Raw genomic sequence first — 20,740 nt, 5'->3', positions numbered from 1 at the left:
GAATCTCAATTAAAACAAAAAAGGAAGCATACTATGGTTGATTATTCAAAAGTACATGAAGTAATTGCGGAAACAAATGAAGGGATTCTCTTGGCTGAGTATCAACCAGAGTATCGCACAGATAGAGAATATCAGTCAGAGGTTGACCTAGAAAATCAGTTGATTTCTGATTTGGTTAATTATCTTAACTACGAGCGACTAGATATTCATACACCTGCTGAGCTCTTAGCTAATGCTAAGGTTCAGATTGAAGAGCTTAATAAGGTAACCTTTACGGAGACTGAGTGGAATCGCTTTGTAGTGGAGTATTTAGACTGTCCCAATGAAGGGATGGTTGAAAAAACACGAAAAATCCAAGAAAATCATATCTATGACTTTGTCTTTGATGATGGACGGATTAAGAATATTTTCATCCTTGATAAGAAAAATATTCATAACAACAGCATGCAGATCATCAACCAAGTGACGCAAGTGGGGAGTCATACCAACCGTTATGATGTGACCATTCTAGTAAACGGCCTTCCGTTAGTTCAGATTGAATTAAAGAGACGAGGGGTTAGTCTGCAAGAAGCCTTTAATCAGGTTCACCGTTATAGCAAGGAAAGCTTTAATAGCGAAAATTCTTTATACAAATACATTCAGATTTTTGTCATTTCGAATGGCACTTATACACGCTACTTCGCAAATACAACAGCTCAAAATAAAAATCATTATGAGTTTACTTGTGAATGGGCAGACCGTAAAAATAAAACAATTCACGATCTTGAGGATTTTACTGTTACATTCTTGAGCAAGCGAGTCCTCCTGGAGGTATTGACTAAGTATTGTGTTTTTGACGCTGATAATACCTTGCTCATCATGCGCCCTTATCAGATAGCTGCTACGGAGAGTATTTTGCGAAAGATTCATTCATCTAATGAAATGAAGACCTTTGGCACTATCAATGCTTGTGGCTATATTTGGCATACGACGGGGTCAGGAAAAACTTTGACCAGCTTTAAGGCTGCACGCTTGGCGACAGAGTTGGACTACATTGACAAAGTGATTTTTGTGGTTGATAGAAAAGACCTTGACTATCAAACCATGAAGGAATATCAAAAATTCCAACCGAATTCAGTCAATGGTAGCAACAATACCAAAGAACTCCAACGCAGTATCGAAGAAAATGATGATCGAATCGTTGTCACAACAATTCAAAAGCTAAATAAATTTATAACAGCAAATCCAAATCATGAAATCTACAGTAAAAAATGTGTTTTGATTTTTGACGAGTGTCATCGCTCCCAGTTTGGGAAGGCGCAGAAGCGCATTAAAAAGGCCTTTAAACAGTACGCCTTGTTTGGATTTACAGGAACACCGATTTTCCCAGAAAATAGCTTGACGGGTGAAACGACACAAGAAGTTTTTGGAGAACAACTTCATAACTACGTTATCACAGATGCTATTCGAGATAAAAAAGTATTGAAGTTCAAGGTTGACTATAACTATATCAAGCCTGAAATCAATAAATATAGAGATGCAGAAAAGGCAGTCGGTCAAGAGATTGATGAGAAGAAACTCAAAAAGATGGAGAAGGAACTCCTTTTGCATCCAGAGCGGATAGCGACCATCACTGAGTACCTGTTGAGAGTTTATAATGACAAGACGCATCGAAATCAACACTATGCTCATAAGCAAAAGCAACTGTTTGGATTTAATGCCATGCTAGCTGTACAAAGTATTGAAGCAGCAAAATTATACTATGAAGAACTCCAGCGACAACAAGCAACTTTACCAGAAGCTAAACGCTTGAAAATTGCAACCATCTTTAGCTTTGCGCCAAACGAAGAACAGTCTGCTTATGGGGAAATTCAAGACGAAGAGCTAGAACCTCAAGATACAGCTATGCCTTTATCTTCTAAAGAGTTCCTTTCTAGAGCAATTGACAACTATAATCACATGTTCAAGACCAACTTCTCAACCGATGGGAAAGAGTTTCAAAATTATTATCGTGACCTTTCTAAACGAGTTAAGTCTAAGGAAGTTGATTTACTGATTGTAGTAGGGATGTTCTTGACGGGATTTGATGCTCCAACTATGAATACTCTCTTTGTAGATAAAAACCTACGTTATCATGGTTTGATTCAAGCCTTTTCAAGAACTAATCGCATTTTTAATAAAGTGAAACCTTTTGGGAATATTGTTTGTTTCCGTGATTTAGAAAAGGCTACGCAAGAAGCTATTAAGACTTTTGGAGACACCAATAAGCTTGAAATCATCTTAGAAAAAAGTTTTAGCGAATACATGGATGGTTTCGTGGATCAAGTAACGGGTATTGAGGTCAAAGGATATACTGCGGTTTGTCAGGAAATTCTGGAAAGATTCCCGAATCCGCAAGAAATTGAAACAGAGCATGAGAAAAAAGAGTTTGTTAAGTTATTTGGTGAGTTGTTGAAGCTTGATAATGTTCTTCGAAATTATGACGAATTCCAAGAGATTGAAAAACCAATTTCAGAAGGTTATCTTCAAGATTTGAAGAGTGCTTATGTGGAAATTCGAGATGAATTCTTAAACCTTAAAAACTATGAAAAGAGCAAAGATTTAGAGCTTGACCTTTCAGATGTTGAATTTGAAATTGAACTCTTAAAAACAGATGAGATTAATCTAGATTATATTCTGGCATTGATTGTTGAAAAATCTAAGAATTCTGAGTCCAAAGAGGCAATGAAAGCAGAAGTTAGTCGTGTGATTCGTTCTAGTATTGATATTCGTGCCAAAGAAGAGTTGGTTATTGGATTTATCAATGATACTGATTTAGCGAATCTGAAAGATCATGATGAGATTATCAATGCTTTTTATGCTTATGGTAAGGAGTGTAAGGCAAGAGCTATCCATGAGTTGGCTGAGTCTGAAAAGCTAGTAGATGGCTATCAATTATTCATTGATCGGGCGATTCAACGTGGATATGCGGAAAATAGTGGAACAGATTTGGATGAAATCATTCCACCAACCTCTCGTCGTAAGGGAGCTCGAGAGTTGAAAAAACACCAAATTCTTGTTAAAGTTCAGCACTTAGTTGAGATTTATAAAGGTATTTAATAGAATAAACAACATGTGACAAGAGAAAAGTAAATTTATAAAAGGAGGTCATTGTGTTAGCGATTGAAGAGATTAAAACAGTAAATGTGACAAATTTACCTAATCTGACAATTTTGACTGGTGATGATACAGGGCAATTTGAATTGATGAAATCACAATTTTTACGTCAAATTCAATATGATGCTGCAGATTTAAATATGGCTTACTTTGATATGAAAGAAGCCGTTTATCCAGATGTGGAGATTGATCTAGTGAGTTTGCCCTTCTTTTCTGAAGAGAAGATCGTCATTTTGGATCATTTTTTGGATCTGACAACAACTAAAAAACGCTATTTGACGGATGATGAGCTAAAATCTTTTGAGCAATATTTGGAGAATCCTGCAGATACAACGAAATTGGTCATTTTTGCAGAAGGGAAGTTGGACAGCAAACGACGAATTGTAAAGCTGCTCAAACGGGATGGCAAAGTGTTTGAAGCAAGTGAGCCCAAAGAACAAGAATTACGCACCTACTTTAGTAAGCAAGTTCAAGAACAGGGGTTAGAACTTCGTTCGCAAGTTTTAGAAGAATTGCTTATTAAGTCTGGTTTCGATTTTAGTGAAATCAGCAAAAACCTAGCTTTTTTAAAGGACTATAAAAAAGATGGCATCATTACAAGTGATGACATTGCTGAAGCGATTCCAAAGACTTTGCAGGACAATATTTTTGACTTGACTCAGATGATTTTGCAGCAAAATGTTGATGCGGCAAGAAGCCTGGTGCGAGACTTGACATTGCAAGGTGAAGACGAAATCAAGTTGATTGCGATTATGCTGGGACAGTTCCGCATATTTGCACAAGTGAAAATCCTCTTTGAAAATGGACGTAATGAAAGCCAAATTGTAGCAGATTTGTCTAGTTATTTGGGACGAAAGGTGAATCCCTTTCAAATTAAATATGCTTTGCGTGATGCGCGTTCTCTACAGCTTGATTTTCTGAAAAAAGCACTTGCTTGCTTGATTGAAACAGATTACCAAATCAAGTCTGGAGTTTATGAGAAAGGTTACCTCTTTGACTTGGCTTTATTAAAAATTGCTACCCACAACTTATAAGCAAATAAGTTGAAAATTTTGTTGGTCTACGTTATCATTTTCATATAAAATGAAAAAGGGGAACAAACCAATGGCAATTATTTTACCTGATTTACCTTATGCTTACGACGCTTTGGAGCCATATATTGATGAAGAAACAATGCACTTGCATCATGACAAACACCACAATACTTATGTCAATAATGTAAATGCGGCTCTGGCAAAACACCCTGAAATCGGTGAGGATTTGGAGCAACTTTTGTCAGATGTAGAAACCATTCCAGCGGATATTCGTCAAGCTGTTATCAATAACGGTGGTGGTCATCTCAACCATGCTCTTTTCTGGGAATTGATGACACCAGAAAAGACAGAGCCGTCAGCAGCATTAGCAGCAGACCTTGAAGCAACATTTGGTTCATTTGAGGACTTCAAAGCAGCATTTACAACAGCTGCAACAACTCGTTTCGGTTCAGGCTGGGCTTGGCTAGTGGTCAATCCAGACGGCAAATTAGAAGTGACTTCAACTGCTAATCAAGACACACCAATCTCTGAAGGAAAGACACCAATTTTAGGAATTGATGTTTGGGAACATGCCTACTATGTGAAATACCGCAATGTTCGTCCAGATTACATCAAAGCCTTCTTTTCAGTCATCAACTGGAACAAGGTCAATGAATTGTACGTAGCAGCAAAATAAGGTGTGCAATGAGATAGAAAAAACGAATCTGATAAGGTTCGTTTTTTCTGTTATAGTAAAATTACCTATAAATTTCTTCCAAATAAAACCAGATTTGTTGTTTGAGGAAATTCAGAGAATGATCATTTGTTCTGTCAATCACGCCAAAAACGAAATAATGATTTTTAAATAATAGCTCATAATCAATATTTTCTCCGACAATAATAATTTTTCCTCTTTGTAAAATGTCTTATCATATAAGACAATCTTCTGATGAGTAAAATCCTTAAACAGTCATTCGACATTATTGAGCAGTTTATCTTTGTAGTAATGAAAGAATGATTTTTTCGCAATGACACTCCTTACTCGTCCTTGCAAACCGTACTTCAAGATCTGGCTATCTTTTTTAGATACGGAAGCTTTTGCAGTGATTTTAAACAGGTTTCCCTGTTTTGTTTCAGTAGCAGAAGTGTCAATGCTGTTAATTTTACCGATAATAGTGATTGTCTGATTTCCAATTTTTTCTAAGATAAGTCGGGAAGTTTGTCCCTTTTTTAAATTGGTCATATAGGCTGAAGGCACGTAATAGGTGATAAGAACTTCTTTTGTTTTCGTGATATCTGGATAGATCTGAGCAATTTCTGTTCCTTTGGGGAGTAAAGACTTCCCTTTGAGCGCACTGCTGATATGAAGAATCCCTGTTTCGGGAGCAGTCAGTTGATTATTTTGAAGTTGAGCATTTGCTTGGTTCAATTGATTTTGCAAATCGGTAATTTGGGTCGAAAGGCTTGTTAACTGTTGGTCTGCTGTTTGGATAAATTGTGTGCGAAGCACCTCAATTTTAGTCGAAAGGCTATTATCATAGGTTGTTGCAGTTCCAGTACCAGCTTTTTGAATGTTTAGATTGGCTAGGGAAGATTTGAGGTTGGATATATTCGTATTAATCTGAGATAGGTATTGATTTGTAGTTGACGGATCAGGTTTGACTTGATATTCATTTTTATATAGGTTAAAGGTTGCTTGATGAGGATTATTTTGGGGCAAATTTGAAGCGTTGCTAGAAATGGCATGATACAGTTCATGATAATCATTCATTTGTTTTGTTAATTCGTTCATTTGATCATCAATAGCAGCAATCGTATGGTTGGTTAAAGAAGCTTGTTTACTAACTTCGGAATTATTTTTTGAAATGCCGATAGTTAAATCTTCTGATTGTTTGATAAAATTGTTAAATGTGTTGGCATAGCCAAACTCATCTTTGTTTGTAAAAAGATTTGTTCCCTGCTGTAAACTGTTCTTTAATGTTTCTAATTCTGCTTTTTGGCGCTGGTAAGTGGCAAGTTGCGTTTCAATGGCTGTTTGTTGGGAAGCTTCCATATTTTTTGCATATTGAACCAACAACTCTCCTTTGGTGACGGTCTTATTTTCAGCTAAATGATTGGTCAGAACCGTATTGTCACTGGTTGACTGAATCATGGCAATGACTTTCGTTGGTGTGATTTCGCCAATGGATTTGACAGTCACTTCTTTTTGCCCGACAAAGGAAAAGAGGACAAGAAATAGAACGAAGAATGCCAAAGGCAGAATGAGAACGGTCGCAAAGTTATGGTATCTTCGATGATAAAATTCTGCACTTTTAAACAGATTGGGATTCATAATTTACTCCTTATTTATTAAATAGATGATAATAAAAACCTTTTCTTCCTATCAATTCAGTATGAGAACCAGTTTCAATCACTTTTCCTTGGTCGAGGACAATAATCTGATTTGTACGCTTTGAGATGCTGAGACGATGAGCAACAAAAATAATGGTTTTGTCGGGTAATTTCATGAGATTATCAATGACTTTTTTCTCTGTTAAAACATCTAATCCACTCGTTGCTTCATCTAAAATGAGAATAGGAGATTTCGTCAGCAGAGCGCGTGCAAGTGCAATTCGTTGCCTTTGTCCACCAGATAATCCAGCTCCGTCAGACAATTCTGTCTGGTATCCCAGAGGCATTTGTTCAATGTCTGAGCGGATTTCTGCAATTTCACAAGCACGAAGAATGTCTGATTGAGAAACTGCTTGATTGGCTCCTAATGTGAGGTTTTCTAGAATGGAACCGCTAAAGATGTAAGCTTGCTGAGGCAGGTAGTTGATATATTGCCGAAGAACTTTCCTGTCAATCGTCTTGAGGTCATTTCCATTGAGGCGAATTTGCCCTTGATAAGGCTCATAAAAATGAACAATCATCTTAGCAAGTGTTGTTTTTCCCGAACCGCTGACGCCGACAAGACTAATTTTATCTCCCTTCTTGATAGTCAAACTAATATCTGATAAAGTATCTCGTCCAAATCCGTATTTATAGGAGACGTTATGGAAAGTAATATCTCCAGCTAAGAATTTTTTCTCCGTAAGGACTTGCTTGGTTTTGAATTCGGATTCTACCAGATAAACTTCATTCAGTCGATGATTGGCAACTTTAGCTGATTGCAGTTTGGTTTGAAGATTGATGATACTTTCAAGTGGACTGGTAAAGTATGAAAGGAGAGTATTGAAAGTAATCAGTTGACCAATTGAAATCTTTTGAGACATAGCCAAAGAGGCTCCGACCCAGAGAATGACCACATTCAAAATAAATTGTGCTCCTTGTTTGAGTACTGTCTGCATAATAGAATATTTACTTAATGTGAAAGTCTTATCCAGATAATCAACAAACTCGCTATCAATCTTTTGGTAACGGCTTTCTTCGCTGGTTAAAGATTTAATGGTTTCAATTCCGTTGATATCTTCGATAATGGTAGAATTTACCATAGCATTGCTTTGCATAACATCGTTATTCATTTTTTCAAAAGGCTTCATAAAAGCAAAAATAATGAGAGCGTAGATAGGAATTGCAAGCAAGGTGAGTAAAAAGAGATTGGCATTTTGCAGTAAAAGAACACTGCCGACAATCATCACAATGGACAAATCAAGAAAGAGAGACAGGATAGTTGAAGCTAGAGCATCAATAATGGAGTTGGCATCTGTAAAACGAGAAATAATCTCCCCAGTGCGTCTCGTCGCAAAAAAGGACATTGGTAATTCAAAAATATGCCGAATATAAGACAAAATCACATCAATTGTTAATCGTTGACTGAGCACTGTTAGCAGGTAGTCTCTTGAAAAACTCATCATTTGCTGTAAGATGTAGGCAATGATAAGCCCAATTGAAATAATCCCAAGAGTTGATTTCATCTGATTTGGGATGTATTCGTCCAAAACACCTTGCAGATAATAGGAGCCCACAATGTTGATGAGGGTCACGAGCAAACTAGCTAAGACAATATAAAAAATCAAAGAACGCTGTTTAAAGATGAGTGGTAAAAAGCTAGCAAGCCCGTTCTTCTTATCCTTATGAGGTTTATAGCTAGGTTTCGGTGCGAGAAAGATAGCAACACCAGTCCAATCTTTTGCAAATTGTTTTTTGCTAATCTTAGTTATTTTGACAGTTGGATCAGGATCACCGATAAGCAAGTGCTTTTTCTCGTTTTTATAAACGACATAATAGTGTTGAAGCTTGCCGTCTTTGTTGACATGTACGATGAAAGGATAGGGAAGCTTTTCTGTATCAAACAATGTCATATCTGCTTGGATTGGTCGGGTTTCAAAGCCCATTTCTTTTGCTGCTTTGACAATTCCAAGTGCAGTTGTCCCTTCTTTGTCTGTCTTTGCTAGCTCTCTCAAGTGTGCTAAAGAATAATTTGAACCATAGTATCTAGCAATGGAAGCCAGAGCAGCAATACCACAATCTCTAGCATCTATTTGCGGCACAAACGATTTTTTAAAATTCACTATAATGTTTTCCTTTCGTTTTGTAATGTTATTTTCTCAAAAAACGCAAGAAAAAGAGCATTTTAATCTTAAATGGTCGTTCTGATGTCTTAAATGGTTAAAAAATACCATTCAAGATGTCAAAGCTACTGTTTAAGAATTTAATGTTTACAAAACCAAGAAAATGGTTATATTTAAATTATGTTCAAGATAATTTCAATTGAACAATTTTAAAAGTCAATTTTATAAATTGAAAGAGGAAAATCTGATGGTAGAGATAAACTGGTTTTCAGGTGGCAAAGAGAGACGAGATGAAGCAGTCACTATTATTGACGAGCTACTTTCAAATTTGGCAAATCCTGATTTGAAGGAAGTCTTGTTATCTTATCGTGAAGAGTTGAAAAAGCAGGAAATAGCAACTCCATTTATATTAAGTCGTATGAATCTTGCTCTTTCTCAAAAGCTGATTGAGAAGAATATTCATTTATCAGAAGTTCAGTCTAATCAGTTGAAGAGATTAAGAAGTTTATCAAATATACGGTATATATTTTAACCTAGCTAATATAAACCTATATAAAAATGCATTAGAACACGAATAATAACTTTTTCATTGCTTCATATAGACAGTTTGATTTGTAACAGTAAATAGCAATCTCTTAGTGATATGATTAATTACGTCTGTGAAATGATGTACTGGAAACGTAAAAGATGAGATGATTAGAAAGTAGGAATATATGACTTATTTAAAGAAACTACAACTATGGATTTTAGGTGGCTTAATAGGAACCTTGCTTTTAGACTATTGGTCACACGATTTAAAGCAGCTTTATGCTATTGTTGCGACTTATGTGATGAGTTCAGTCTATACATTTATCTGCATAAAAATATTGAAGTTTAATGAGAGGCTCACATTGCTGTCGGCTGTTATGTTGTCGGTTGTAGTGATGATTGTTTGCTTATATTTTTTACCTCAATTTATCCTATAAAAATGGAAGACTTTTATTAAGGTAAGAATAAATCAAAAAGTGGAGAATACCATGAAAGTAATTTATAAAAATCAAGTAGCTAATGTTTGGAAAATTGGTAAGGAAACTGAACAGCCTGATTGGGTGAAAGCAGCTTTTGCTAAAAATTATTTGTATTGGTTGGATGATTATCTTCGGATTTTAATGGCAGGACTAAATCCTTCTACGCTAGAAAATTTAAAAATTGGCGCACTTGGAACAGTAGGCGGTGGATTTGCTGGTTATGGCATGTATGTGCTAGGGTATATTGATGATTATTTGGATGTAACCAATCACCGAGTCGTCTCTCAAAAAACATTTGAAAAAGAGTATCATGTTCAAGAAAATTTTAAAATAAATTGATTTTTTATCACTTTTTAGCAGACTAGCTGAGATAGTTTTACCATTCAAGGGATCAGAGCTATCATTTAGGATTTTTTTAAATGAACTAGAATTATTAGTTTATACTGTATATATACAATAAAGGAAGTTGAAAATAGTTAATGATTCTGTTTATCATATCTTGTTATTTTTTTATTCTTCCTATATAATGAGGTATATAAGTTAGGAGAAGTGCGTGAGTAAAAAGACAATAATTCTTTGTTTGATTGGTTGCTTTATGATGTGTGGTGTGTTGGTGTTAAGTGCTGTGCACTTTGGGCAAGCTAGAAAGCCACATCATACGAAGGTAGCTAAAAGTTACACAGTTAGTCAAGAAAAGAAAAAAAGTCCGTCAAAAGAGTCGAAACCAGCAACTACTCGTGTTCCAACAAAAAGTATGGAAGAAAAGCAGAAAGTCATGGAAGTTGATTTGCCGGTAATGGGAGCTTATGGTTTGTATTATGATTATGCCAATCTAAATTTGGTTCAAGTCGTACAGGCGTATCTAGATGAGATGGGAATTGATCATTCACAAGTTGCATTTTCTTATAAGGATTTAACGAGTGGGCAAACCTATGCTATGAATGAGACACAGCCGATGACAGCAGGATCAACTTACAAATTGCCATTAAATATGTTGGTCGTTGATGAGGTAGAAAAGGGAAATTTATCACTAACCGAGCGGTTTGATATTACACATACTCGCTATGAATATATCGGTGAACACAATAATTACGTAGCGGCATTTAATGGGGAAATGAACATTCCTGAGATGCAGGAATACTCTCTTCTCTATTCTGAAAATACACCTGCTTATGCTTTAGCGGAACGCTTAGGTGGCTTGGATAAAGCCTATACGATGTATCAGCGCTATGGAAAAGGAAGGGGCGAGATTAAGACAATCAACCAACAGAATCAAACAACGACGGATTATTATATTCAGGTATTGGATTATCTTTGGAAACATCAGGAAAAATATAAAGATATTTTGTATTATATCGGTGATTCTTTTCCAAATGAATACTATAAACGATATGTAAGAGACATTCCAATCTACCAAAAGCCAGGTTATGTTGCAGAGGCATTAAATGTAGACGCAGTTGTGTGTGAGGGAAAGCCTTATTTGATTGCCCTTTATACAGCAGGACTGGGAGGAACGACTTCAGAGAGTGATGAAATCAGCGGTGTTGGTATTACGCAAGTTGGGCAATTGGCCTATGTCATCAATGAATGGCATCGAGTGAATATGAATTAAGATACATATATTTATGTGGCAAAGGACACGTTGTAAAAAGAACAAATTTCAGAAAAATGTAAGGGCTCTCTTTAAGATTGAAGCCCTTTTGTGTTATAATAAGAGCAGAATGTAAAAAAAGGATCACAAGGATATCATGATTAACAAAGAGCATTATCGTTACATTAGGGAACATCCTGCTTTTGAAAATTTACCAGTTGAATATTTTGATAAAATAGCGGTTGAGATTCAATTTCGTAAAGTACCAAAAGGACAAATTATTTTCTTTTCTGGAGACAAACGAGAGCGACTTTTTTTGATTTATAAAGGCTATGTTCGGATTGAACAGTACGACCAGACAGATTCATTTAATTACATTGATTATGTGAAAGAAAATACCATGTTTCCTTATGGTGGTATGTTTGAAGATAAAGATTATCATTATTCTGGGATTTCTGTGACGGATTTAGAATACTTTTCGATTCCTGTTGACTTGTATGAATATTATTCTAAGCAAACTATAAAGCAAACGTTATTCATTACACATAAGTTATCGAATATTTTGCGTTTCCATGAATTACGCTTGCGAAATTCTGTTTTAGCGAGTGCGACAGAGCGAGTTATCCAAGCGATTTCTATCTTGTGTATTGATTTTTGCCAAGATAGAGATGATATTCCTTTTGCACTTAGTATGAAAGAACTAGCTAAACTAGGTGCAACTACTCGTGAAACAGTTAATCAAGTGTTGAAAAAATTAACAGAAGAAAACATTATTCAATATCATCGTAAGAAACTTATCTTTTTGAATAAAGAATACTTTTTAAAATATTTTGAAGATATGTAATGCAAAAGAGGGCGAATTGTAGTAGAAAACGCAATTTCTTGCCCTCTTTTTCATTTAGACAAATATGAGCTTAAGAATTTGATTAATTTCTAAAAAATAATTATTCATAAAACCAATAAAATGCATAAAATATTTATAGAAAGCGTTTTATTTTGAAATAATATTAGAATTTCTTTTAAAAAAAGCAAAGGATTTGGCATTTTGAATGTACAATTGATTGTGAAAGCGCAAACAAAAGATATTACAATATAACATGTAAATAGAACTTAAGGAAACTTAAGTCACAAAGAAAAAGAGGAGGACATAAGATGTCTACACATCCTATTCATGTTTTCTCAGAAATAGGAAAACTGAAAAAAGTTATGCTACATCGTCCTGGTAAAGAGTTGGAAAACTTGATGCCGGATCACTTGGAACGTCTGCTTTTTGACGATATTCCATTTTTGGAAGACGCTCAAAAAGAACATGATGCTTTTGCAGACGCTCTTCGTAAAGAAGGTATTGAAGTTCTTTACCTTGAAAAGTTGGCCGCTGAATCATTGACTTCTCCAGAAATTCGTAACGAATTTATTGAAGAATATCTTGATGAAGCAAATATCCGTGGGGCACAAACCAAAGTTGCCATTCGCGACATTCTTCATGGTATAGAAGACAACCTTGAATTGGTTGAAAAGACAATGGCAGGTTTCCAAAAAGCAGAATTGCCAGAAATTCCTGAAGAAGCTAAAGGCTTGACAGACTTGGTAGAATCCGACTATCCATTTGCTATTGACCCAATGCCAAACTTGTACTTCACACGTGACCCATTTGCTACAATTGGTAATGCTGTGTCATTGAACCATATGTACTCAGATACACGTAATCGTGAAACACTTTATGGTAAATATATTTTCAAATACCATCCAGTATATGGTGGCAATGTTGAATTGGTTTATAACCGTGAAGAAACAACTCGTATCGAAGGTGGAGATGAACTCGTTCTTTCTAAAGATGTCCTTGCAGTAGGTATTTCACAACGTACAGACGCAGCATCTATTGAAAAACTTTTGGTTAATATCTTTAAGAAGAATGTTGGCTTCAAGAAAGTGATTGCATTTGAATTCGCTAATAATCGTAAATTCATGCACTTAGATACAGTCTTCACAATGGTTGACTATGACAAGTTCACGATTCACCCAGAAATTGAAGGCGACCTTCGCGTTTACTCTGTTACTTATGAAAATGAAAAACTTCATATTGCAGAAGAAAAAGGCGATTTGGCTGAATTGTTAGCTAAGAATCTTGGTATTGACAAAGTTCATTTGATTCGTTGTGGTGGTGGAAATACTGTTGCTGCTGCTCGTGAACAATGGAACGACGGTTCAAATACCCTTACAATTGCACCAGGCGTGGTAGTGGTATATGACCGTAACGTTGTTACAAATAAGATTCTTGAAGAATACGGACTTCGTTTGATTAAGATTCGCGGAAGTGAATTGGTTCGCGGTCGTGGTGGACCTCGTTGTATGTCAATGCCATTTGAACGTGAAGAACTTTAAGATTAGAAAGAGGAATAATTAGAATGACAAACTCAGTGTTCCAAGGACGTAGCTTCTTGGCAGAAAAAGATTTTACACGTGCAGAATTAGAATATCTTATCGGTTTAGCAGCTCATTTGAAAGATTTGAAAAAGCGCAATATTGAACATCATTACTTAGCAGGTAAAAATATTGCTCTCTTGTTTGAAAAAACTTCAACTCGTACTCGTGCAGCTTTTACAACAGCAGCGATTGACCTTGGTGCTCATCCAGAATACCTAGGAGCTAACGACATCCAACTTGGCAAGAAAGAATCTACTGAAGATACTGCTAAAGTATTGGGACGTATGTTTGATGGAATTGAATTCCGCGGATTCAGCCAACGCATGGTAGAAGAATTAGCAGAATTCTCAGGTGTTCCTGTATGGAATGGTTTGACAGACGAATGGCATCCAACTCAAATGTTAGCTGACTATTTGACAGTTCAAGAAAACTTTGGTCGTTTGGAAGGCTTGACTCTTGTCTACTGTGGTGACGGACGCAATAACGTTGCAAACAGCCTTCTTGTAACAGGTGCTATCCTTGGTGTGAATGTGCACATCTTCTCTCCAAAAGAACTCTTCCCAGCTGAAGATATCGTGAAATTGGCAGAAGGATATGCGAAAGAAAGTGGCGCACATGTCTTAATTACTGACAATGCAGATGAAGCTGTTAAAGGTGCAGATGTCCTTTACACAGACGTTTGGGTATCTATGGGTGAAGAAGACAAATTTGCAGAACGTGTAGCTCTTTTGAAACCTTACCAAGTAAATATGGACTTGGTTAAGAAAGCTGACAATGAAGATTTGATCTTCTTGCACTGCTTACCAGCTTTCCATGATACAAATACTGTCTATGGTAAAGATGTTGCTGAAAAATTCGGCGTTGAAGAAATGGAAGTAACTGACGAAGTATTCCGCAGCAAATACGCTCGCCAATTTGACCAAGCTGAAAACCGTATGCATACTATTAAAGCAGTTATGGCAGCAACTCTTGGTAATCTTTATATTCCAAAAGTATAATTTAAAACCAAAACCGTTTACCAACAGCTATGAGGGCTGCGACTAATAGCTTTAGTCCAGTCCTCATTTTTGATAGTGCTCGTGTTCATTTTAGTATGATGTTAATAGAGGAAAAAGGCGATAGAACAAACAACCGTAATTACTGATGCAGTCACTCTCAGAGAAATGTAGTCTGAGACAATGCTATTCTAACCTCATTCCTACGTTTGTTGCAGCTGGATTCTATCTTGGACTACTAAAATGAAATTGAAACACTATAATGAGAAAACTCTAAGGAGGCTAATTATTTATGGCAAATCGTAAAATCGTTGTGGCTTTGGGAGGGAATGCCATCCTTTCATCTGATCCGTCAGCAAAAGCACAACAAGAAGCATTAGCAGAAACAGCAAGTCATCTTGTAAAATTGATTAAAAATGGTGACGACTTGATTATCACTCATGGAAATGGACCGCAAGTTGGAAATCTTTTATTGCAACATTTAGCGGCAGATTCTGAAAAAAACCCAGCGTTTCCGCTTGATTCGCTTGTTGCGATGACAGAAGGAAGTATCGGCTACTGGTTGCAAAATGCTCTTCAAAATGCTTTACGTGAAGAAGGTATTGAAAAAGAAGTGGCTTCTGTTGTGACACAAGTCGTGGTTGACAAAAACGACCCAGCTTTCACAAATTTGAGCAAACCAATCGGACCATTCTACACAGAAGAAGAAGCAAAAGCAGAAGCTGAGAAGAGCGGTGCTACTTTCAAAGAAGATGCTGGACGTGGTTGGAGAAAAGTCGTTGCTTCACCAAAACCAGTTGGAATCAAAGAAATTGAAACCATTCGTACACTCATCAATGCAGGACATGTCGTTGTGGCTGCTGGTGGTGGCGGAATTCCTGTTATCAAGGAAGACAATGGTCATCTTGCAGGCGTAGAAGCAGTAATTGACAAAGACTTTGCTTCACAATGTCTGGCTGAATTGGTCGAAGCAGATCTTTTCATTGTCTTGACAGGTGTCGACTATGTTTATGTCAACTACAATAAGCCAGATCAAGCTAAGTTGGAGCGTGTCAATGTAGCTCAATTAGAAGAATACATCAAGCAAGAACAGTTTGCACCAGGAAGTATGTTGCCTAAAGTGCAAGCAGCTATTGCCTTTGTAAATGATCGACCAGAAGGCGAAGCTGTCATTACTTCTCTTGAAAACTTAGGTGCTTTAATTGAGTCTGAAAGCGGAACGATTATTGAAAAGGGATAACAGAGTGTTATCATTTATAAGTTTAAGACTGTAATAAAACTTTTTAAAACAATGTTAGTGCTTCCTATTTTTAGATTTGCTTTCTTTTGATCTATTTTACTGTTGTGAAATGATAATTTTTTTGGAAATTACTAGTTTTTTCCAGATGAATATGTTAAAATATAGTCAAAGGAAGCGCTTTCTGAAAATGGGATTCGGTTAAATTTTTACAATTTGTTACATTTAGGAGGAAAACAAATGAGTGAAAAAGCAAAAAAAGGGTTTAAGATGCCGTCATCTTATACCGTTTTGATGATTATCATTGCCATTATGGCAGTATTGACCTGGATTATTCCAGCTGGTCAATATGATGCTGATAAGTCTGGTAATCTAATTACAGGAACTTACAAGACCGTTGCTCAAAATCCACAAGGGATTTGGGATGTCTTGATGGCTCCTATTCGTGCTATGCTTGGGAAAGAACCAACTTCAGCAGCGATTGACGTTTCGTTCTTTATCTTGATGGTTGGTGGTTTCCTTGGAGTAGTCAACGAAACAGGTGCTCTTGATGTAGGGATTGCTTCCATCGTGAAGAAGTACAAGGGTCGCGAAAAGATGTTGATTTTAGTCTTGATGCCTTTGTTTGCTCTTGGCGGATCTACTTATGGTATGGGTGAAGAAACGATGGCTTTCTATCCACTTCTTGTGCCAGTTATGATGGCAGTAGGATTTGATAGTTTGACCGCGGTAGCTATTATCCTTCTTGGTTCTCAAATTGGATGTTTGGCTTCTACTCTAAACCCATTTGCTACAGGTATAGCTTCTGCGACAGCAGGTGTGGGTACTGGTGACGGTATCGTTCTTCGTTTGATCTTCTTTGTTGTAATGACAGCACTTGGTACGTATTTCGTTTATCGTTATGCGGATAAGATTCAAAAAGATCCGACAAAATCTTTGGTTTACAGCCATCGCGAAGAAGATTTGAAACACTTTAATGTAGATGCAGTTGCTAATGTAGAATCTACTCTTAGCAAGAAACAAAAACAAGTGTTGGTACTCTTTGTCTTGACCTTTGTTCTTATGATTATGAGTTTCATTCCATGGACAGACTTGAAGGTAACTATTTTTGAAAGTTTCAATAAATGGTTGATTGGACTTCCGTTCATTGGTAAGATTGTTGGTAGTTCAACATCTGCTTTGGGTACCTGGTACTTCCCAGAAGGGGCAATGCTCTTTATGGTAATGGGTATCATCATTGGTTTTGTTTACCGCATGAAAGAAAGCCGCTTTATCACTGTCTTTATCAATGGTGCGGCTGATCTTCTAAGTGTTGCGCTTATCGTAGCTGTTGCGCGTGGTATTCAAGTTATCATGAACGACGGTATGATTACTGCTACAATCCTTCACTGGGGTGAAGTAGGACTGAAAGGTCTATCATCTCAAGTATTTATCGTATTGACTTACATTTTCTATCTGCCAATGTCATTCCTTATCCCATCAACATCTGGTCTTGCCAGTGCAACAATGGGTATCATGGCACCTCTTGGAAAATTCGTCAACGTTCCAGCAAGCTTGATTATCACTGCTTACCAATCTGCTTCTGGTCTTTTGAACCTTGTTACTCCAACATCTGGTATCGTTATGGGGGCACTTGCTCTTGGACGTATTGATTTGGGTACTTGGTGGAAATTCGTTGCAAAATTGGTTGCAGGAATCTTTGTAGTAAGTATTCTACTTCTTATTTTAGGAACGTTCTTATAATAGGAAAATAACGAGGTGTTCTTTATGAAACAATTTTTAACCGAAAAAATTAAGTCTGATTATTTAGAATCGCTGAAAACAATCGTTTCCTACCCGTCAGTTCTTAATGAAGGGGAAAATGGGACACCTTTCGGACAATCTATTCAAAACGTCTTAGAAAAAATGCTAGAGATCACTAGGAGTTTAGGTTTTAAAACTTACATTGATCCTAAAGGCTATTATGGATATGCAGAAATCGGTCAGGGAGAAGAACTCCTGGCCGTTCTCTGCCATTTAGACGTTGTTCCAGCGGGAGATTTGTCCGATTGGGAAACTCCTCCATTTGAAGCAACTATAAAAGATGGTTGGATACATGGACGTGGGGTGCAAGATGATAAAGGTCCGTCCCTAGCTGCACTTTATGCTGTTAAAGCATTGATGGATGCAGGTGTGACATTTAACAAGCGGATTCGTTTCATCTATGGTACAGACGAAGAAACTCTGTGGCGCTGTATGGCTCGTTACAATGAGCTGGAGGAAACAGCGACGCTTGGTTTTGCACCGGATTCTTCTTTCCCGCTGACTTATGCTGAAAAAGGTTTACTGCAGATTAAGTTACATGGTTCAGGTTCGCAAGAACTTGCTATTGAAGCAGGAGAAGCCTTTAATGTTGTACCTGCAAAAGCAAGCTATACGGGAAATTTAGCAGATTCATTAGAAGCAGAGTTAAAAAAAGCTGCATTTGAATATGAACGGGCAGGCGATACAGTCACTGTCATCGGTGTTCCTAAGCATTCAAAAGATGCAGCTGAGGGAGTGAATGCTATTGTACGTTTGGCAACAGGACTAAATCCGCTTATTCAACACTCTGCCATTCAATTTATCGCTGAAGCAGTTAGGGAAGATGCTACAGGCAGCCGCTTGTTTGGTGAAATTTCAGATGAGCCTTCAGGAACTTTGTCATTCAATGTTTCTGGATTAAGCTTAGATCAGGACAAGTCTGAAATTCGGATTGACATGCGGATTCCAGTTCTTGCAGACAAAGATAAATTAGTACAGGAATTAAGCCAAATTGCTGAAGAATATCAATTGCGTTATGAAGAATTTGACTATCTTGCACCATTATATGTGCCGCTTGATAGTGAATTGGTCAGCACGTTAATGGCTGTCTATAAAGAAAAAACAAATGATAATAGTCATGCTGTGTCCTCTGGTGGTGCTACATTTGCTCGCACCATGCCAAATTGCGTGGCCTTTGGCGCACTTTTCCCTGGTGCTTTGCAAACAGAACATCAAGCGAATGAACGAACTGTGATTGACGATCTGTATAAGGCAATGGATATTTATGCTGAAACGATTTATCGGTTAGCTGGGAAATAGTTAGAAGAAAAAAGCTGAGAGTGGACGAAAATGTCCATTCTCAGCTTTTTCATACTTAAAAAGGTTATTCTTTACTAAAGAAGAACGGGGGTGCAAATTGTTTTAATTTGTTAAAACAATCTTGCGCTTTTTGATTGTCCTCGCAGATAATCAAGCAGACATCATCACCGCAGACTGTCGCAACAATTTCGGAAAATTCTAGAGCATCTAAGATAGAGCCGAATGATTGTGCCAATCCAGGAAGAGTTTTCATGACAACTTGATGTTGAACAGGACGCAACATAATCAAGGCATCTTCCATATAGAGACGCAGCCGTTTTTCCCAGCGTGAAGGTGCCATGCTATTGATAATATAATAAGAAATATCTGCTTCGTGTACTTTTACTAAGTTCAAAGCTTTAATGTCTCGAGAAAGTGTGGATTGCGTCACTGTAACGCCATTTGCTGAAAGCAAATCTTGTAATTCTTGTTGTGTGTGAATTTTTTTCTCTAGGACAAGCGAGCGAATGAGTCGATGACGACTTTCAATTTTATTCATATTTCACCTATTATTTTATAAACATGGCATCGCCAAAACTGAAAAAGCGATATTTTTCATCAATGGCATGCTGATAAGCAGAGAGCACTAATTCTCTGCCCGCAAATGCTGAGACGAGCATGACAAGAGTGGACTTAGGTAAGTGGAAATTGGTAGAAAAGGCATCCACCACTTTCCAATCATAACCTGGTTTGATAAAGATATTGGTCCAACCAGAGTCAGCTTTGATTTCCCCGTTAAACTTTGAACCGATTGTCTCCAAAGTACGGATAGAAGTCGTTCCGACCGCTATAACACGTTTCCCGCTGGCTTTGACCTGTCGAAGCGTGTCAGCTGCTTCTTCAGACAGTGTATAGAATTCTGAATGCATCTCGTGTTCATCTACATTGTCTACAGAGACAGGACGGAAGGTTCCTAGACCAACATGAAGCGTCAGATAGACTAATTTCACACCTTTAGCTTCAATCTGAGCCAGCAGCTCTTTGGTAAAATGAAGCCCGGCAGTAGGAGCAGCCGCTGAGCCATTTTCTTTAGCATAAACAGTCTGATAGCGTTCACGGTCTTTTAATTTTTCATGAATATAAGGCGGCAAGGGCATTTCGCCCAGACTTTCAAGCACTTCCAAGAAAATCCCTTGGTAATGGAAATGTACAATTCGTCCGCCGTGTTCTAATTCTTCTAAGACAGTTGCTGTTAAGCGCCCGTCACCAAAAGATATAGCTGCTCCGACTTTTAAGCGCTTGGCTGGCTTCGCTAGCACTTCCCAATCATCTCCTGCGATGTTTTTCAACAGTAGTAATTCAACATGTCCGCCTGTTTCAGGCTTTTCACCATGAAGGCGTGCTGGCAAGACGCGCGTATCATTCATGACCAAAGCATCTCCAGGATGTAATTGATCAATAATCTCATCGAAGTGAGTATCTTCCAGTTGACCAGTTTCGTGATTTACGACCAAGAGGCGTGAAGCATCTCGTTTTTCTAAAGGGGTTTGTGCAATTAACTCTTCTGGTAAATGAAAGTCAAAATCAGCAGTATTCATACATTCTCCTTAAGCTGTAAATAAAATCCATAATGAATAACAAGAAGCAACAAGTGGCAGGCACATGAGTAAAATGCCTAAAATCAATAGGGTATAATGCCACATTCGCTTGGTGTTGAGAAAGATTGCAGTAATAAGAAAAGCAACTCCCATGAAAAATAAACAG

Annotated in this window: 17 protein-coding genes; 13 read left to right on the top strand and 4 right to left on the bottom strand. The window is 37.3% G+C overall.

The genetic code is table 11. The annotated features are described in order from the left end of the window. Window positions 1-33 precede the first annotated feature (33 nt). The 3 genes from RG565_RS05805 (at window position 34) to RG565_RS05795 (ending at window position 4,845) form a co-directional block, all read left to right on the top strand. Window positions 34-3,078: a type I restriction endonuclease subunit R gene (locus RG565_RS05805; protein WP_247937216.1), complete on the top strand. Its 3,045-nt coding sequence runs from the start codon at window positions 34-36 to the stop codon at window positions 3,076-3,078. A gap of 53 nt (window positions 3,079-3,131) precedes the next feature. Next, entirely contained in the window at window positions 3,132-4,169 is a 1,038-nt protein-coding gene (gene holA / locus RG565_RS05800) for a DNA polymerase III subunit delta (protein ID WP_247937217.1), read from the top strand. Window positions 4,170-4,239: 70 nt separating this feature from the next. Next, window positions 4,240-4,845 (top strand): superoxide dismutase, encoded by a 606-nt coding sequence (locus RG565_RS05795; RefSeq protein ID WP_204982828.1) that lies wholly within the window; start codon window positions 4,240-4,242, stop codon window positions 4,843-4,845. 273 nt (window positions 4,846-5,118) lie between these two features. On the opposite strand, the gene RG565_RS05790 is transcribed toward RG565_RS05795, so the two are convergent. Together RG565_RS05790 and RG565_RS05785 are read right to left on the bottom strand one after the other, a co-directional pair. Next, window positions 5,119-6,480 (bottom strand): bacteriocin secretion accessory protein, encoded by a 1,362-nt coding sequence (locus RG565_RS05790; protein WP_247937218.1) that lies wholly within the window; start codon window positions 6,478-6,480, stop codon window positions 5,119-5,121. A gap of 10 nt (window positions 6,481-6,490) precedes the next feature. Then, complete coding sequence (locus RG565_RS05785) at window positions 6,491-8,641, bottom strand: peptide cleavage/export ABC transporter (protein ID WP_374989847.1); 2,151 nt, start codon at window positions 8,639-8,641, stop codon at window positions 6,491-6,493. 247 nt (window positions 8,642-8,888) lie between these two features. Between RG565_RS05785 and RG565_RS05780 the strand changes: the two genes are divergently transcribed. The 10 genes from RG565_RS05780 to RG565_RS05735 all read left to right on the top strand — a co-directional run bounded on the left by RG565_RS05780 (window position 8,889) and on the right by RG565_RS05735 (window position 18,997). Further along, complete coding sequence (locus RG565_RS05780) at window positions 8,889-9,173, top strand: bacteriocin immunity protein (RefSeq protein WP_247937219.1); 285 nt, start codon at window positions 8,889-8,891, stop codon at window positions 9,171-9,173. 181 nt (window positions 9,174-9,354) lie between these two features. Then, window positions 9,355-9,606 carry a hypothetical protein gene (locus RG565_RS05775; RefSeq protein ID WP_022525199.1) on the top strand — a complete coding sequence of 84 codons (252 nt, stop codon included), beginning with the start codon at window positions 9,355-9,357 and terminating at the stop codon, window positions 9,604-9,606. A 51-nt stretch (window positions 9,607-9,657) separates the two neighbouring features. After that, complete coding sequence (locus RG565_RS05770; protein WP_247937220.1) at window positions 9,658-9,987, top strand: hypothetical protein; 330 nt, start codon at window positions 9,658-9,660, stop codon at window positions 9,985-9,987. 214 nt (window positions 9,988-10,201) lie between these two features. Beyond that, window positions 10,202-11,260, top strand: a complete 1,059-nt coding sequence (locus RG565_RS05765) for a serine hydrolase (RefSeq protein ID WP_247937221.1) — start codon at window positions 10,202-10,204, stop codon at window positions 11,258-11,260. A gap of 136 nt (window positions 11,261-11,396) precedes the next feature. Continuing rightward, complete coding sequence (locus tag RG565_RS05760) at window positions 11,397-12,083, top strand: Crp/Fnr family transcriptional regulator (RefSeq protein WP_003040250.1); 687 nt, start codon at window positions 11,397-11,399, stop codon at window positions 12,081-12,083. Window positions 12,084-12,391: 308 nt separating this feature from the next. Then, window positions 12,392-13,621 carry an arginine deiminase gene (gene arcA / locus RG565_RS05755; protein ID WP_247937222.1) on the top strand — a complete coding sequence of 410 codons (1,230 nt, stop codon included), beginning with the start codon at window positions 12,392-12,394 and terminating at the stop codon, window positions 13,619-13,621. A gap of 23 nt (window positions 13,622-13,644) precedes the next feature. Then, window positions 13,645-14,661 carry an ornithine carbamoyltransferase gene (argF, locus tag RG565_RS05750; RefSeq protein ID WP_003025410.1) on the top strand — a complete coding sequence of 339 codons (1,017 nt, stop codon included), beginning with the start codon at window positions 13,645-13,647 and terminating at the stop codon, window positions 14,659-14,661. Window positions 14,662-14,950: 289 nt separating this feature from the next. Further along, complete coding sequence (arcC, locus tag RG565_RS05745; protein WP_003025409.1) at window positions 14,951-15,898, top strand: carbamate kinase; 948 nt, start codon at window positions 14,951-14,953, stop codon at window positions 15,896-15,898. 237 nt (window positions 15,899-16,135) lie between these two features. Beyond that, a complete protein-coding gene (locus RG565_RS05740) occupies window positions 16,136-17,638 on the top strand; it encodes a YfcC family protein (RefSeq protein ID WP_247937223.1) in 1,503 nt (500 codons plus the stop codon). A 24-nt stretch (window positions 17,639-17,662) separates the two neighbouring features. Continuing rightward, on the top strand, window positions 17,663-18,997 hold the full coding sequence (locus RG565_RS05735; RefSeq protein WP_247937224.1) for a dipeptidase: 1,335 nt from the start codon (window positions 17,663-17,665) through the stop codon (window positions 18,995-18,997). Between the two features lie 64 nt (window positions 18,998-19,061). Here RG565_RS05735 and RG565_RS05730 read toward each other — a convergent pair whose 3' ends face one another. Next, on the bottom strand, window positions 19,062-19,535 hold the full coding sequence (locus RG565_RS05730) for an arginine repressor (protein WP_003031885.1): 474 nt from the start codon (window positions 19,533-19,535) through the stop codon (window positions 19,062-19,064). Between the two features lie 10 nt (window positions 19,536-19,545). Continuing rightward, window positions 19,546-20,574 (bottom strand): tRNA preQ1(34) S-adenosylmethionine ribosyltransferase-isomerase QueA, encoded by a 1,029-nt coding sequence (gene queA / locus RG565_RS05725; protein ID WP_247937225.1) that lies wholly within the window; start codon window positions 20,572-20,574, stop codon window positions 19,546-19,548. Between the last annotated feature and the right edge of the window lie 166 nt (window positions 20,575-20,740).

The sequence above is a fragment of the Streptococcus sp. IsoGale021 genome (assembly GCF_031142795.1).
Classification (GTDB): Bacteria; Bacillota; Bacilli; order Lactobacillales; family Streptococcaceae; genus Streptococcus; species Streptococcus hominis.
Note: the sequence above shows the minus strand (reverse complement) of the source record. Positions and strands in the feature narration are given on the sequence as shown.

What these genes read in the sequence shown, in the direction of transcription:
- RG565_RS05805 (WP_247937216.1), top strand. Translation starts at nt 34, where the DNA reads ATGGTTGATTATTCAAAAGTACATGAAGTAATTGCGGAAACAAATGAA.
- RG565_RS05795 (WP_204982828.1), top strand. Translation starts at nt 4,240, where the DNA reads ATGGCAATTATTTTACCTGATTTACCTTATGCTTACGACGCTTTGGAG.
- RG565_RS05790 (WP_247937218.1), bottom strand. Translation starts at nt 6,480, where the DNA reads ATGAATCCCAATCTGTTTAAAAGTGCAGAATTTTATCATCGAAGATAC.
- RG565_RS05780 (WP_247937219.1), top strand. Translation starts at nt 8,889, where the DNA reads ATGGTAGAGATAAACTGGTTTTCAGGTGGCAAAGAGAGACGAGATGAA.
- RG565_RS05775 (WP_022525199.1), top strand. Translation starts at nt 9,355, where the DNA reads ATGACTTATTTAAAGAAACTACAACTATGGATTTTAGGTGGCTTAATA.
- RG565_RS05770 (WP_247937220.1), top strand. Translation starts at nt 9,658, where the DNA reads ATGAAAGTAATTTATAAAAATCAAGTAGCTAATGTTTGGAAAATTGGT.
- RG565_RS05760 (WP_003040250.1), top strand. Translation starts at nt 11,397, where the DNA reads ATGATTAACAAAGAGCATTATCGTTACATTAGGGAACATCCTGCTTTT.
- arcA (WP_247937222.1), top strand. Translation starts at nt 12,392, where the DNA reads ATGTCTACACATCCTATTCATGTTTTCTCAGAAATAGGAAAACTGAAA.
- argF (WP_003025410.1), top strand. Translation starts at nt 13,645, where the DNA reads ATGACAAACTCAGTGTTCCAAGGACGTAGCTTCTTGGCAGAAAAAGAT.
- arcC (WP_003025409.1), top strand. Translation starts at nt 14,951, where the DNA reads ATGGCAAATCGTAAAATCGTTGTGGCTTTGGGAGGGAATGCCATCCTT.
- RG565_RS05740 (WP_247937223.1), top strand. Translation starts at nt 16,136, where the DNA reads ATGAGTGAAAAAGCAAAAAAAGGGTTTAAGATGCCGTCATCTTATACC.
- RG565_RS05735 (WP_247937224.1), top strand. Translation starts at nt 17,663, where the DNA reads ATGAAACAATTTTTAACCGAAAAAATTAAGTCTGATTATTTAGAATCG.
- RG565_RS05730 (WP_003031885.1), bottom strand. Translation starts at nt 19,535, where the DNA reads ATGAATAAAATTGAAAGTCGTCATCGACTCATTCGCTCGCTTGTCCTA.
- queA (WP_247937225.1), bottom strand. Translation starts at nt 20,574, where the DNA reads ATGAATACTGCTGATTTTGACTTTCATTTACCAGAAGAGTTAATTGCA.